Origin of the sequence: Aquimarina intermedia (assembly GCF_008124785.1) — a bacterium.
Taxonomy (GTDB): Bacteria; Bacteroidota; Bacteroidia; order Flavobacteriales; family Flavobacteriaceae; genus Aquimarina; species Aquimarina intermedia.
Genome location: NZ_VNHU01000002.1, coordinates 192,603 through 208,441 on the forward strand (window position 1 = coordinate 192,603; position 15,839 = coordinate 208,441).

A 15,839-nucleotide genomic window follows, 5' to 3' on the forward strand; every position below is an offset into this window, starting at 1 on the left:
CTGATACAAAATAAACTACACATAGCTACAGATTATTACAAGTATAAAAATCAACATAATTTGTTGTTTGCCAACCAACTAGACCTCCTTAAAATGTAAGAAAAGTAATGTTAATTTATCTTTGAAACACACAAAACATCGATAAACGTACAAATTTTACGGTAAACACGTAAGTTTTTCTGAAAAAAGCTTTGTAATTTAGTAGACCCAAAAAAGAAAAGTTCTTTTTTATATGTAAACCCCAAAATACATATTATGAAACGTTTTCGTTTTATTATCGTTCTGTTTTTAATTCAATCATCATTATCTTATGCTCAAGATTTCAACATTAATGATGATAAATGGGCTCGTGGCTGGACGAATTTTGAACCCAACGCTACAAATTATCCCGATGCAGAGGAGCGCATCCCGAACATCATCGTTGAAAACACCTTTTTAAGAAGTGATATCGTATATAAATTATCAGGTGATGTATATGTAAGTAATGGAGCAACGCTTACGATACAGGAAGGAACCATCATACGATGTGATCATAAAAATATTGGAAATTTAATTATATCAAAAGGTTCAAAATTAATTGCAGAAGGCTCAAAGGTAAATCCTATAGTATTCACCTCTGATAAAGCTGCTAAATCACGCACAAGAGGAGATTGGGGTGGTATCGTAATTATTGGCTCCGGAAAAGTAAATACGGTTTCAGGTAATGGTATCATCAAAGGTAACTACAATCCTCAATTCTCAATGTATGGTGGAAAAGCTTACGATGAGCAAACTTCAATTATGAAGTATGTGCGTATTGAGTTTGCCGGCAATAAAACCAAAAGAACCGAAGGTGCCAACGGGCTTTCCTTATATGCAGTCGGTAAAAAATCGATCATAAACAACATCATGATCAGTCACTCAGGACAAGATTCCTATAGTTTTAACGGCGGAACATTGAAAACTCAAAATTTAATTTCTTACAAAGCTAAAGATGATGATTTTGAAATTTCGGAAGGTTTTAAAGGAACCTTAAATCAACTTATAGCGATACGTCATCCTTTTATCACCTGTGCCATTGGTTCCTATGCACTTGAAATTAACGGATATCACAAAGAACTGGGTTATGTGAATGCAGAGGATATCACTGACGTTACAATCACAAATGCTACATTAGTCAACTTGTCTGACAAATCAAATTATAAGCACACAACTTCAGCCATATCAGCGCGTAATACAGCAAGGGTCTATATTCATAATTCAAAGATTTCAGGGTTTTCTGATGTCGTTCGTTTTGATCGCTCTTACACAGCTTTAGCTATGATTGAAAAATCCTTTATGATGGACAACAGCTTTTTTAATATCCATGGAGATGGTGTTAGAGCCTCTCGAAAAATCAGCGAGAATGTTGTAAATATTCTCAAGTACAATAAGTTTACCAAAGAATTTATCGCGGCCAATGAGCTTTTTCAAGATCCGGATAATAAAGTGATACCTAAATTTCACCTCAAAAAATCATTAAACAACTATATGGTTATGCAGTAATACGTATATTTTCTACTTTTTTTGCCCCTAATCAATACATTTAATTTGCATAACCATATAAATTTTACACCTACCATGCGTCATTTATGCCTATCCTTTATTTTGTTTCATTTTGTAACAGCAATTTTTGCGCAACAAAATAATGATGCTGTTTTCTTTACTCAAAAAGCACACATTGATCAATTTCATACCATTGACGATTTAGAAGAATTAAAAAAAGGAGAGTTGATCGAACTATATGCCGATCGCGTTACGGAAATATTAACCGTACTACCTTTACTTTCTCTATCCTATGAACCCGGAGTGCGTTTATCAGATGTGGGAATTAAAGAAGATTCCCATCATCTTAAAATTTTAAAGAAGGCAAAGGACTCGCAACAAGAAAACATAGAGAAAACCCATGAAACGGTCGAAGAACTAATTCCATACGCTGATACTGATCAAATCGTTTGGACCATATTATATTTTGAAGAAGTGATCAAAAAAATGAGGATGGGAGTTAAGGGTAACTTCTAGTTTTTAGATCCTACATGACGATTAGAGAGAGGCTAACACCTCTCTTTTTTAATTTCTAACCACATTAAAATCATTTTATACCGAAATTCTGTGTATTTATCCAAGTACAATCTATCACATTGTAGTAATTTTGCATCGCTAAATCAAGCGTCATGCAAAAAGATCCTAAAAACCTCAACACTACCTTAGAACTATCAAAAGAAGATATGCGCGCCTATGGGTATAAAGTAATTGACCATATAGTAGCACATTTTGATACGCAAAACGACAAAAAGCCCGTTACGCAAGCCTCAAGAGCAGAAATGGATGATTTGCTAACAGAGGATATTCCACTCTTCCCTTCGCAACCCGATGATGTGCTTGATTTTGTGATGCGAGATATCATACCTAATAGTAATATTGTATCGCACCCAAAATCCTATTCTTTTGTTCCGGGACCAAGTAATTATGTAAGTGTCATGGCCGATACCATTGCCACAGGTTTTAATATTTTCTCAGGAGGTTGGGCAGCATCACCCGCGGCAGCCGAATTAGAAATTGTAACCATGAACTGGTTATTAGAGATTTTTGGTTTTCCGACCAAGCAAGGTGGTGGCATTTTTACAAGTGGTGGCTCGATGGCAAATCTTACTGCTCTGGTAACTGCAAGACGTATAAAATGTAAGGAGGATTTTTCTAAAGCGGTGATTTATTTATCGGATCAAGCGCACTCTTCTAATATAAAAGCTATAAAAGTTATTGGTTTTAAAAAAGAGCAAATCCGAATCATTCCTACAGATCTTGAATTTAAAATATCGCTCAATAAACTTAAAAATGCGATTGCAAAAGATCGCCTTGAAGGACTGCAACCCTTCTGTATCATCGCATCAGCAGGAACCACGAATACGGGAACGGTAGATCCATTGGATGCTATCGCTACAATTTGTGAAGAAGAATCGCTCTGGATGCATGTAGATGGTGCGTATGGCGGTGCTGCGATTTTATCAGCTTCAGGAAAACAAACACTTAAAGGTATTGAACGTGCTGATTCCCTTACCGTAGATCCTCATAAATGGTTTTTTCAGCCTTATGAAATGGGTTGTTTATTAGTTAAAAATCACAATTGGTTGAGTGGTACCTTTAGTGAAAAACCGGAGTATTTACGAGATATAGAGGGTAACGAATCCGAAATTAATTTTTATGATCATGGTATTCAATTGACCCGACGCTTTAGAGCGCTTAAATTCTATATGAGTTTAAAAACATTTGGTTTAGAAGCATTTAAAACCGCAATCACCTACAATATTGATCTTGCCAACTCAGTAGAAAAAATTCTGCGTAAAAGTGCTTTTTGGGAAGTTGTTTCTCCCGCAACCTTAGGTATCATAAACTTTAGATACCATCCTCTGGGACACAATCTAACCGAAAAAGAATTAGATCACATCAATCAAAATATATCTCGACAAGTAGTAGATTCCGGAGAAGCCTTATTGGTCACGACGGTGTTACTCGGTCAGGTTGTTTTACGTATGTGTTTGATTAATCCGCGTACACAGCTCAAAGACATAACCGATACCTTAGCCTTGTGTGAAAAATTTGGTGAAAAGGAAATCGAAAAACTATCAAACAACGTGTAACACTATTCAATCCCAAAATTCACCACATACCCCTCATGGTTACGAACATTAAAAACAGTATTATCTTCAAAAATAAGATATTGCCCTTTGATCCCTTTTAAGACACCTGTATACTCAGGTGTTTTTTCTAAGGTAAGACTCTTTACTTTTTTAGGATACGCTAACACTGGAAAGTGAAGTTCAGTCTCGGTATTATTATCTATAAAATACGGTTGTGCTTCTTCGGGTAAGAATTCTTTTAATTTATGTTTGACAGCATTTAAGTCCTCATCTACCACCTCATTTTTAAGCATGGTACGCCAATTGGTTTTATCACCTACATGATCTTTTAAAGCTACTTCAGCAATTCCGGCTAAATAGCGATTAGGAACTTCGACCACTTCTATCGCTTCATGCGCCCCCTGATCGATCCACCTTGTAGGCACCTGAGTTTTGCGGGTAACTCCTACTTTTATATTACTAGAATTGGCCAAGTATACAATATGCGGTTGTAACTGTACTCTTTTCTCATAGTCCAGATCGCGATCCTCAACATCCAGGTGTGCCGTGCTAAGTTCAGGTCGCATGACCCAGTCTCCTACCTGCGGCTGATTATAAAAATCATCGTAACAGTACCCTTGTCTAAAAATTTTTTTATCCTTACCACAGGCGAGACATTGATAATGGTCAAACTGAATAGTAATTTTTTTATCCAAAAGTTGGTTTATGTGTATAAAATCATTCTCAAACACTAAAAAGTACTGAATAGGATCTCCGATTTCGGTTTTCATTTTGGTAAGTACGCCGGTATACTGCATAAATGGTAAGCTATCTTTTAAATCAGTAAACAAAATGTAATTTTTTTATTACTTTAGATTTTTTGAGGACTGATCATCTTTAAATTAGTAATATTACAGCATAAAGATACATTAAAAAATGCCAATCCCACTAGTCAACTCTATTGCCAGTTGGTTCTTAAAAAAGCGGTTTCATCAGATGGAACTATTTTTAAAGTACCCCAACGAAGTTCAGCAGGAACTCCTTCACATCTTGCTAGAAACTGCCAAAAACACCGAAGTCGGTAAGGCTTACGACTTTAACACTATTAATGACTATGAGACTTTCAAAAATCGAGTGCCGATTCGTTCCTATGAGGAGTACGAGCCCATGATTGAACGTAGCCGATTGGGAGAGCATAATATTTTTTGGCCTACCCCAATTAAGTGGTTTGCCAAGTCCAGCGGAACCACCAATGCCAAAAGTAAGTTTATTCCGGTAAGCCAACAGTCGCTCGAAGATTGTCATTTTGCAGCAGGCAAAGATCTGTTGTGTATGTATCTCAATAACAACGAAAACTCCAAGCTGTTTACAGGCAAAAGCTTACGCTTGGGCGGAAGTAAAGAATTGTATAAAGAAAACGGTACCTCGTTTGGTGACTTATCGGCAATTATTATTGATAATATGCCGTTCTGGGCAGAGTTCAGTTCGACACCCAGTAATGAGATCTCGCTAATGAGTGATTGGGAGACTAAAATGCAGGCGATTGTGAATGAAACCATTCTGGAAAATGTAACCAGCTTGGCCGGCGTACCTTCATGGATGTTGGTATTGCTCAATCAAGCGATGGAAACAACCGGAAAATCACATCTTTTTGAAATCTGGAATAATCTCGAAGTATATTTTCATGGCGGAGTTAGTTTTGAACCCTATCGTGAACAGTACAATAAGATTTTACCTCGTGAAAACTTTAGATACTACGAGATTTATAATGCCTCTGAAGGATTTTTTGCTATTCAGGATCAGAATAGCTCCTCAGAATTATTGTTAATGTTGGATTACGGGATCTTCTATGAATTTATCCCGATGACCACCTACGGTACCGAAGGTGCCACTGCTATCCGTTTGAGCGAGGTTGAAGTTGGTGTCAACTATGCAATTGTTATCACGACGAATGCCGGTTTATGGCGCTATAAAATTGGAGATACCGTGCGCTTCACTTCTGTTGCTCCCTACCGTATCAAAATTACGGGAAGAACTAAGCATCATATCAATGTTTTTGGCGAAGAACTTATTATTGAAAACGCTGAAGCCGCCCTACGCAAAGCTACGGCAGAAGTTCCCTGCGAAATTGTAGATTATACGGTTGCCCCTATTTTTATGCAAGGCAAAGAAAAAGGTGCCCATGAATGGATCATCGAATTTAAGAATGCTCCCGGCGATTTACAAGCTTTTACGCAAAGTTTAGATCTCAATTTGCAAGCAATCAACAGCGATTATGAAGCTAAACGTTATAATAACACGACTTTAAATGAACTCACCATTCATCAAGGACGTAGAAATCTCTTTTATGACTGGCTCAAACAACGCGATAAACTGGGTGGTCAACATAAAATTCCGCGTTTATCCAACACGCGTAAATATGTTGAAGAGCTGTTACTACTAAACCGCACTGCTTAGTTTGTTCATGTATAAAAATTAGTCCTTTTTAGTTAGAAATTAGTCTTTTACCTTCACAAAAACTATCAAAATATACGGTTTCCCCTTCAAAAAGTTACGTAAGAATCCGTCTTTTTTGCCGAAAACTGAGTAGTTCATCGGTCAAAAAAAACGCTTTATCTAAAAATTAAAGAATCTCTTTTTGGCTAGAACGTTTCGTATTAAATTTGTTACCAGTAAGTTATAAAACTGTTAACGTCCCATCTTATGAAAAAGTTGATTACAGGTTTCGCATTTTTACTTTCGGTTGTAGCTGTTAACGCACAAGACGCAGTAACACCTACCACGGCCGAGCAAGCTGTCACACAATCATCTAGCGATATAACAAACAAATCAATCGATCAGGATAAAGTTTGTTATAGTGAAGTCTCCAAAATAGCTTTTTATGAGGCGTTAATCAGTCATAACGAATTGAATATTCATCTTAAGGATAGCGACCGCGTAGCGATCAAAAATACTGAAGAAATTATTTCAAATAGCGGAAAACAAACACTGTATACTGATAACAATTAATTTTTCAGGAATATACTAAGCTAACCAACCAGAATTAGATAGCCGATCTTAACTTTAGATCGGTTTTTTTGTGATAAAAGTGTATTGTATCAAACACATTAGAAGCATAATTCAATTATAAGTATATTCATAACATATTTTACAAAAAAATTAACGCTCTGAATTGTAGATTGTTAATTTTATCTTAATTTTGGTCTCAGTTAAACCAACGCTATTGAAACCAACTTTACTCCTTCTATTTTTTAGTATTTCATTATTAACTTTTGGGCAAGACTTAACTCAGATAGGAAAAGCCCCTTTGTTAAAGGTCAACGGGGGAGTTTCTGCCAACGGGATTTACTATGATGGTTCAGCCAACAGAGAACCTTTTACCTATTTCTTAAATGGTAATCTTAATTTCAATATTAGTGGCATCTATAATATCCCACTATCCTTTTCCTACACCAATCAGGAGTTTGGATATAGCACGCCTTTCAAGATAAACCGTTTAAGCATCCACCCTTCTTATAAATGGGTAGCTACTCATATTGGGGATGTCTCTATATCGTTCTCTCCCTATACGGTAAGTGGTCATCAATTTACAGGCTTTGGAGTAGATCTTACTCCAAACAAACCTTATAAATTGAGCGCTTTTTATGGTCGATTGCTCAAAGCTACAGAATACAATGATGAATTTCCGGAAGCACTACCCGCCTATCGGCGTATGGGATATGGCGCTAAGGCTTCGTATGAACTTGATAGAGTAACGGTTGGAGTCATTGCATTTGGAGCCAAAGATGATGAGGAATCTATTGAACTTCCCGTTCCTTCAGATTTAAATCTTACACCTAAGCAAAATATAGTACTTAGCTTAGAATCATCTATTCAAGCTACCAAAAATTTAAACTTTCATGTAGAAATAGCGCAAAGCGCCATTACAGAAGATACCGAGGATCAAGGCAGTTCGAATAAAGGTAATGCCATGAATATTCTGATTAATGATAATAGCTCTACTTCATATTACACAGCTTTGAACGCAAATTTCACCTACGCCATTGGTAAAGGTACTGTTGGTGCCGGCTACGAACGTATCGATCCTGAGTATCGTACTTTTGGTGCTTATTATTTTAATAATGATCTCGAAAATATAACATTAAATGCATCCCAAACCTTATTTGGTGGAGTAGTTTCATTGGCGGCTAACGTAGGACTGCAACGTGATGATTTGAAAGATAAAAAAGATACGCAATCCAATCGCGTAGTATCGTCATTTAATAGCACCATAAATGCTTCCGATCGGTTCAATATTGCTGCCAGCTATTCGAACTTTCAATCATACACCAATATTCGTAGTGTATTTGATGAAATCAATGAGGTCGATCCTTTAGAAAATCTGGACACCTTGGATTTTAGACAGATTTCTCAAAATGCTACCCTTCAACTGGGATATATCCTTTCGCAAGATCCACAAAAACAACAAAATGTGGCACTGAGCTTAACCTATCAAACCACAAAAGATGAACAAGGCACGGCTGCAAGCACCAACACCCAATCGAATTTTTATAACGTCGGCGCCAACTATAGCATTGGCTACCCGGAGCATGCACTTACCATTAGTAGCGCATTGAACGCTGCTTATAATGAACTGGAAGAGAACAGAGGCTTAACTATAGGTCCTACTATTAATGCGAATAAACAATTCTTCAACAAACAACTTAGAACCGGACTTTCTGCTTCTTATAATGAGACGCTCAACAATGGCACTTCTCAAGGAAGTGTAACCAGTATAAGAGCCAATGCCGGTTATACGTATAAAGAAAAGCATAATGTTATGCTGAGTGCCCTTTCGCAATTGCGCAAAACCGAAACAAGCGACACCAAAAATGATTTTACCCTTACTTTTGGCTACTCGTATTCATTCGATATCAAAAAGGCTGAGATTCGTTTTCAGAAGCGCACTAAAGCTCAGGGGAACCAAGTGCTCGATTCAATATCCAAGCAAAACTTCACACGCTTTAGATATCGTGATAAGATTTATGAAGGCAACCCGGTAGTCATCGTAGAACAATTAGAGACTCTTACCAAAAAAGAATACCTTGACGAGGAGAAAGCTTTTTCAAAAGAGCTGATCAAAAGCCAGTTAGCAAACCTTAAAATAAAAGCTATCAAATCCGTTGATTTAAAAAACCTGGCGCTGGATTATCTTGATAGCCTATATGTGCGCAAAGATTTTATACCTACCTATCGCGAATCGCTATTATTTGTAACCTTAACACTTAAAAAAGAGCTGTTTGAAAAAGAGGAGGTAATGAAGGAGCGTTTTAGTTATGCCAAAAGTCAAATGGAGCAACACAAATTGCATACTGTACCTAAAGATGAACAGATAGTTGCAACAACAGATGAGCAAACTCTTTACAATGAACTTCAAACCAAGTATACCGAAGAGGCTGATCGTATGGAAGCGTATTTATATTTGAGAGTTGCTGTAGAGGAGCTGCGCAAAGCGGTATTATCGCAAGCAAAATCACACCAACCACTACTCCAACTACAGGCTCAAACAGCTGAATCTGTGTTTGATATCGCGCAAAAAACTAAGAATTTAGAAAAAATTAACATATATTTAGAGGAACAAATCATTGCCTTTTTTGATGATCGTTATCAAAACGGAATCGATTAAGCTTTGATGCCCCCAAAGAAACCTTATGAAAAAACAACTACTCTTTTTCCTATGTCTGCTTCAGGTTGCACTTGTATTTTCTCAAAATTATCCTGTACGTGTTACGCCGCAAGGTATTCCTCCTTATCCAAATAGCTTATCCGCATATGATAATACCGATCAGTTAAGAAGTCCGATCAACCTGCTGATAGAGTTTAACGATTTGACCGCTGCAAGTCGTGCCGTGCAGTTAAAAATTTCTATCGAGGGCACCAACATTACAGCAACAAGTAAAGCTGTGATCACAGGTGTCCCCAATATAATACTCGATGCCGGATTTCCATTACGTCTAACCAATGCAGAGCTTGCCCCCTATTTTGCCTTACAAAATTTACAAGGCGTTTCTGCACAGCAATACAATAATACACTGCCCGACGGTCTCTACCGTATTTGTTTTGAAGTTTTTGATGCTTTTAACGGTAACAAGTTATCCAACACAGGCTGTACAAACATCTTTTTAGTGAGTAGCGATCCTCCGTTTCTTAACAGACCGGAGAACCGCACGAATCTAACCGAACAGAATCCTACCAATATCCTCTTTCAATGGACACCAAGACATGCCGGAGTCCCAAATGTATCTTATGAATTTAGTCTGGTAGAAATTTGGGATCGCTATGCCGATCCTCAAGCAGTATTTTTAGCCTCTCCGCCGATATATCAGGATATTACCACCGCGACTAATTTATTGTATGGTCCTATACAACCACTCTTACTACCCGGTAAACGTTATGCTTGGAGAGTACGGGCGATAGCTACCAATGCCGGTGAAGAGGTATCTGTTTTTAAAAATAACGGCTATAGCGAAATCTTTTGGTTTGATCACGCCAGTGATTGTACACCGGTCACGGCTGTCCAAGTACAGGATGCTACGCTAACCACGGCAACTATCAGTTGGATTGGACAACCAGAGCATCTAGATTATACTATCAAGTACCGCGAAAAAGACGGCAACCGTTGGTATACTAAGACTACGCCTCGAGATTATATTACCATAGAAGAGTTTAGGCCGGATACTGTGTATGAATTTGTGGTGTTGGGTAATTGTGATAGTGAGAGCTATGGCGAATCTCCGCTAAAAGAATTTAGAACCCTCACCCAAGAATTGGCAGAATATACGGATTGTGGCATCGCACCAGAGGATGTGGATCTATCCAACCAGGAATTGCTTACTGAGCTGCGTAAAAACGATGTCTTTACCGCAGGAGATTTCCCGGTATATGTCAAAAAAGTATCCGGCTCAACCACCTTTAGCGGAGAAGGATATATTAGCACCCCCTGGCTGGCAACCGTACGTATCCCGGTGACCTTTGATAACATTAAAATAAATACAGATAAGAAACTGGTCGATGGATTTGTCATTACTACCTATGACCCTAATTGGGGGAGTATTCTGGATGCAGATGCGGTGATCGAAGAGGCTACCGGAGATCCGGGAGACAAAAACGTGATCAAAGTTGATTTTGATATTATTGATGTTCAAGTCAGTAAAGATGGTAAAACAGTTACACTGATAGGTAGCGACGGACAAGAGGTTGTACGCGAAGGCGGCAAAGATGTTGTATATCAAGATAGCAAAGGTGAGAACTGGGAAGTTAGCGCAGATGGTACGGTAAAAAATAGTCAACAAGCTGATGGCGGTCCTGCAACTAAGGAAACTACCGCAGGTATGGGCGGCAGTGGTGTGAACGAAATAACCTCGACCGATGTACGTGTTGATTTTGAAAAAGGAAACGGTTATTATGCCTTTGATCCCTATCCAACGGTCACCACCGGTACGTTGAAGGATGCCTATACTACGATCGATATTGCGGGTGGTGGCACCTATTACCCTCCGTACAAAGCAATCTCCAACCTGCCCGGACATCCAACAGATATCCTTCTTGCTACAGCTACCTTTCAAAATAGCGAGTATACTACCGAGGATATTGTTTTTAAGACTAAAGAGGGAACAGAGATCCCGGCCGAATGGGTGGATACTACAGCGACACTTACGTTAGAAAAGAAATTTGATTTTGTTAAAGAAGAGATCATTGCTACCGTAAAACCTAAAGATACTACTCAACAATATACAATCGCAGGTACGGCGAATTATTGGCATTTGGCCTCGCAAGAAGTAACTGATATCAACGTAAAATTAATTTCTGTAAATGGCGCCAGTTTAGATGGTATTAGAGAGCGTATCAACCAGATTTATAATCCTGCAGGAATTAATTTTGAAGTGACTGAGGCTTCTACTTTAGCTATATCAGACCCGACCATTGATGTGGGTAACAGCACCTTATTATCCCAATATACAGACGGAGAAAAAGCCTGGATTGAACAGTTTAAGGCACTCGGTACCTATGAACGCGACACCTATTACTTATTTGTAACGGACATCCCTCCTACAGATGCTGATACAGATGGTTTTATGCCATTAAAACGGCAGTTTGGATTTGTATTTGCCGGACAGGACAAAGGTCGAACGGCGGCACACGAATTAGGACACGGAGTTTTCGGACTAGAACACACCTTTACCGAATATAACACCGATCAAGCAGCTACCAATCTTTTGATGGATTATGGCAATGGTACAGCGTTTACCCATATGGATTGGGAAAAAATGCACGCGCCAGGTTTACAACTTTATTGGTTCCAGGGGGATGAGGATGGGGAAAACAGAATTAACGATGGTATTGATATTCTTGGTAATATAATTACTAAAGTCGAATACGATAAAAGTAAAATTAAATTAATTGGTGTTACAAGTAATACGTATCCTTATTTGAGAGGTGGCTATCGTTCATTTTCAATTGATAAAGAAGAACTAATTGATGAATACAAACCAAAAACTAAAGGAAATAAAGTTGTTTATGTAAATTCAGAAGGAGAACTAATGCCATATTCTGTGTTAACAACTACTTCCGGTGTAGCTAAAATTAAAGTACTGAATGATAATTGCTCCTACAATGCCGCTGAATTATACTGGGAAAAAGATCAAATCTCTGGTGTTGAAAAAATTATTAATAAAATAAAACAAGAGATAACAAATCAAAAACCTAAATGGAAATCCTATCCTCTTTATAAACCAGATCCCTCTTGTTTGGTTGTCAATTCGCTAACAGACTTAATAAAGAAAGACCGTGACCAGTCAAAATGTTCCCCAGAGTATATTAAAGAAGGAGTAGAAAAGCTCGGTAGTCTTTTTTCAAATCCAGATTACGAAATCGAAGACCTGGTTAGCTTAATAGCTGAAGAAGGATTGTGCATTTCATCCATTAGAGCAGTTATAACTCAGGATAAATTTTCTGCTATAAGTAAAATTGGAAATTCTGACGAATTTTTCTGGGAAAATAAGGAAATAGCCATTTTAAGATTAATGGCAGCAATTAGTAGTCAAGATTATAAAGAATTCATTTCACTATTAGGAGAAGACGATAATCAGCTCTTATTAAATCTCATTGATAAGATTCAGGATAGAAGTATTAACCCTTGGGATGGTGATAATTTCACCTCGTTTATTGGAGCTTTATGTAGTATATACGCAGTTTATCCTGATGTATGGAAAAGTAAAGTTGCAAATGAAGAAAATAATAAAATTTTTGGTCAGATTATATCTTTAAATCCTTTTGAATTTAAATATGAGAGTTATGGTAATTCTATTCCATTGCTAACCGCTTTGAATAAAGCAAGATTTGAAGGAAAGTTTAATAGTGTAAAGGATATAGAAATAACAAGATGGAAATATTTCTTACCTTCTAGATCTATACCAACGTGGGCCAAAGATACAGATTTTGAACCTATACTTCTAGACCCGTTAGATCCAGTAATTATCTATACTGATAATAATCTACTTCTTGTGTCCACTGTTTTAGACTCTTCAGCAGAAATAGGAAATAATATATATATAGTTCCTGCCTTATTCTTAGAGTTTAAAGATCAAAAAGAATTTAACGATGCAGTAGAAAAAGGTTCAATAATTACTCTTGACGTAGCAACTATTTTTCTAAGTGGTGGAACTGCTTTGGCAACAAAAGTACATTGGGCAAGAAGAGTTTGGGCTTCCATGGAGGTAGCTGGTGCTATTGGTAGTATTGCAACCAACACTATTCCTAACTTATCACCAGAAGCAAAAAAAGCAGTTGATGCCTATAACATAGCAATGTCTCTAATAGGTTTTAAAAACTTAGGTAAAGGAATTTATAATTATTCCAAAACATTACCAACTACTATTAAAGAAGCCTTTAAAAACAATAAAAATATAAGGGCTATAGTATTGGCGAAATACTTGGACTGGAAAACAGCTACAAAAAATCTAGACAATCTTAGCTCTGCAGAAAGAGAGTTGATTTCTGATCAGGCTAATGTATGGAAGTCCCTAGGTTTTGTAGATGATATTGATGATTTATTAAAAAGAATTGATGACTTCAAAACTCGAATTAAAGGGCTTAATGAAGGTCAAGGTTTACCCAACTTAGTCAACAAATTTGACGATTTAGATGATATTACAAAAAGTAAGTTCTTAGGTGATTTTGAAAATGCTTCTGATTGGGCACTTAATGAAATTAACAAAAGTAGTTCTTCCGCATTTGAGGGATGGAAAAAATATGCCTCAGAAATTAAGGGAAGACGTCAATACACCGCTCCAAATGACAAAGATATCTCAGATGTAAAAAAATCATTAACTGACCCTCAGGAAATTAGGTTGGTAGAAAACGTTGATGATATTGAGATGCCATTTAAAGACTCGTCTTTTGTGTGTGCAGGAGGTTACCATCCAAGCATTGATAGTGGAGAAATTATCACCCATTATAATCTTAAGGGAGTAGAAAACGAATATGTTGCAACACAGAAGTATAAAACTTTCTTAGAAAATGAACTAACATCTTTTATAATATCAGAAAAAATTGATCTTTTAAACTTGATAAGAACGGACAAAAGTAAAGGTGGAGAATTGTATAAAAAAATATATGAAATAATTCCAGAAAAATTTAGTAAAATAGATGGTGCTAGCCAAGCAGGAAGTCACGCCGAAGTTAGAGTTTTTAATGAAATTCTTAAAAAAATGACTGCCAATGGTATTCCACTTAATGATACTGAACTAAGTAAAATCAGAATATTCATTAAAAATAAAAATGGAAGAAACATGTGCCGTTGTCCACATTGTTATTATTTAATTGGTGATAAGGTAAAAATCATTGGAAATGAGTAGCAATTATTATAAGTTTCAAAGAAAAAACGAATTAGTTTTTAACAACCTGAATCTTCATGAGTCAGTTTCGCCAAAGAAATATTTGGACACTTTGTTCTCTGGCGTTCTAGAAGAGAAATATAATAGTGGCGAAATGATTTCAAGGAGGACTTATGTTGCAGGCTATTTATATGGTTTATATATCTACGAAGACTCCTTTGAAAGAGTATATGGTTCGATGTGTTTTGAATACTATAATGGATATTTATTAAGGTATTATAAGAATACTAACAGCGTTTCTTTTGAAGTTTATGATATGGGGTTCCCATTGGAATCTGTTTATAACGATAAGGGTAAAACAATAGAAGCTAGGAAAATTGAAGTTAACGACACATTTCAGAATAAAAATATTGCAGATTTTAATTCTATTGTTGAAGATATGGAAAAAACATATGATGTAGCCATAGACGATGCGGACTCTATATTGGGATGGACACTTTCGAATTACGTTACTGATGAGATAAGCATAGAAGATCTTCAAAAAGGAATTTGGAAAATTTATAGAAAGGATAAAATGGAAAAAGGCTTGTATAACGACGATTTTTTAAAGTTCTATTCTGAACAAGAAAAACTCAAAAATAGAATAATAAAAGAAGATCAATTTGAGAATAAAGTAAAGCTTATAGCTGGAGTGGATGTAGCTTATAATGAAATGGAACAAACAATGGTCGGAGCGATTGTCGTTCTAAATATTGATACACTTGAGGTAATAGAACAAGCTCATCATAAAATGAATATTACATTTCCGTACGTGCCAGGTTTGTTTTCTTTTAGGGAAGTTCCTCCCATAATCGAAGCCTTTAATAAATTAAAAGTAAAACCAGACTTAATAGTTTGCGATGCTCAAGGAGTTGCTCATCCAAAAAATGTTGGAATGGCGACACACTTAGGAATCCAATTGAATATTCCCACTATTGGATGTGCAAAAAAAAGACTTGTTGGATATTATGATAAAGAAAAGCTTGGAAGTAAAAGAGGAGATAGGCAATCTTTAATCTGGAATAGTGAAGAAGTCGGAGTTGCATTAATAACTCAAGATGATATAAAACCAATGTTTGTTTCAATTGGTCATAAAATTAATCTGGGAACAGCTGTCGATTGGGTGCTTAAATTAACTCCAAAATATAGATTACCTGAGACAACAAGACAAGCCGATCAACTAGTTAATAAAATTATCAAAAACAGGACTGAGTTTGATTTTTTATATGATAATGATTCCGAATAAAATTCTCGCTAGCACCCCCCGCTCGTGCCGGTAAGAGTAAGAAGA

At 36.7% G+C, this 15,839-nt stretch carries 9 protein-coding genes; 8 read left to right on the forward strand and 1 reads right to left on the reverse strand.

Annotated features, from left to right (window positions below):
• Positions 1–255 precede the first annotated feature (255 nt).
• The 3 genes from BD809_RS03570 (at position 256) to BD809_RS03580 (ending at position 3,656) form a co-directional block, all read left to right on the forward strand.
• Positions 256–1,524, forward strand: a complete 1,269-nt coding sequence (locus BD809_RS03570; RefSeq protein ID WP_148781578.1) for a hypothetical protein — start codon at positions 256–258, stop codon at positions 1,522–1,524.
• A 45-nt stretch (positions 1,525–1,569) separates the two neighbouring features.
• Entirely contained in the window at positions 1,570–2,040 is a 471-nt protein-coding gene (locus tag BD809_RS03575; RefSeq protein WP_170251741.1) for a hypothetical protein, read from the forward strand.
• Positions 2,041–2,192: 152 nt separating this feature from the next.
• Positions 2,193–3,656: a pyridoxal phosphate-dependent decarboxylase family protein gene (locus tag BD809_RS03580; protein WP_148781580.1), complete on the forward strand. Its 1,464-nt coding sequence runs from the start codon at positions 2,193–2,195 to the stop codon at positions 3,654–3,656.
• A gap of 2 nt (positions 3,657–3,658) precedes the next feature.
• On the opposite strand, the gene BD809_RS03585 is transcribed toward BD809_RS03580, so the two are convergent.
• Positions 3,659–4,453: a DUF2797 domain-containing protein gene (locus tag BD809_RS03585; RefSeq protein WP_148781925.1), complete on the reverse strand. Its 795-nt coding sequence runs from the start codon at positions 4,451–4,453 to the stop codon at positions 3,659–3,661.
• A gap of 118 nt (positions 4,454–4,571) precedes the next feature.
• Here BD809_RS03585 and BD809_RS03590 point away from each other — a divergent pair, with 118 nt between their 5' ends.
• From BD809_RS03590 to nfi, 5 genes are all read left to right on the forward strand, one after another.
• Positions 4,572–6,092 carry a GH3 auxin-responsive promoter family protein gene (locus BD809_RS03590; protein ID WP_148781581.1) on the forward strand — a complete coding sequence of 507 codons (1,521 nt, stop codon included), beginning with the start codon at positions 4,572–4,574 and terminating at the stop codon, positions 6,090–6,092.
• A gap of 246 nt (positions 6,093–6,338) precedes the next feature.
• Positions 6,339–6,644, forward strand: a complete 306-nt coding sequence (locus tag BD809_RS03595; RefSeq protein WP_148781582.1) for a hypothetical protein — start codon at positions 6,339–6,341, stop codon at positions 6,642–6,644.
• A 214-nt stretch (positions 6,645–6,858) separates the two neighbouring features.
• The gene (locus BD809_RS03600; protein ID WP_148781583.1) at positions 6,859–9,300 is read left to right on the forward strand and encodes a TonB-dependent receptor; all 2,442 of its coding nucleotides are present in this window, start codon (positions 6,859–6,861) and stop codon (positions 9,298–9,300) included.
• Between the two features lie 25 nt (positions 9,301–9,325).
• A complete protein-coding gene (locus tag BD809_RS03605) occupies positions 9,326–14,530 on the forward strand; it encodes a fibronectin type III domain-containing protein (RefSeq protein WP_148781584.1) in 5,205 nt (1,734 codons plus the stop codon).
• Positions 14,523–15,794, forward strand: a complete 1,272-nt coding sequence (gene nfi / locus BD809_RS15745) for a deoxyribonuclease V (RefSeq protein WP_211356689.1) — start codon at positions 14,523–14,525, stop codon at positions 15,792–15,794. The genes BD809_RS03605 and nfi overlap by 8 nt, the downstream gene beginning before the upstream one ends.
• The last annotated feature ends 45 nt before the right edge of the window (positions 15,795–15,839 follow it).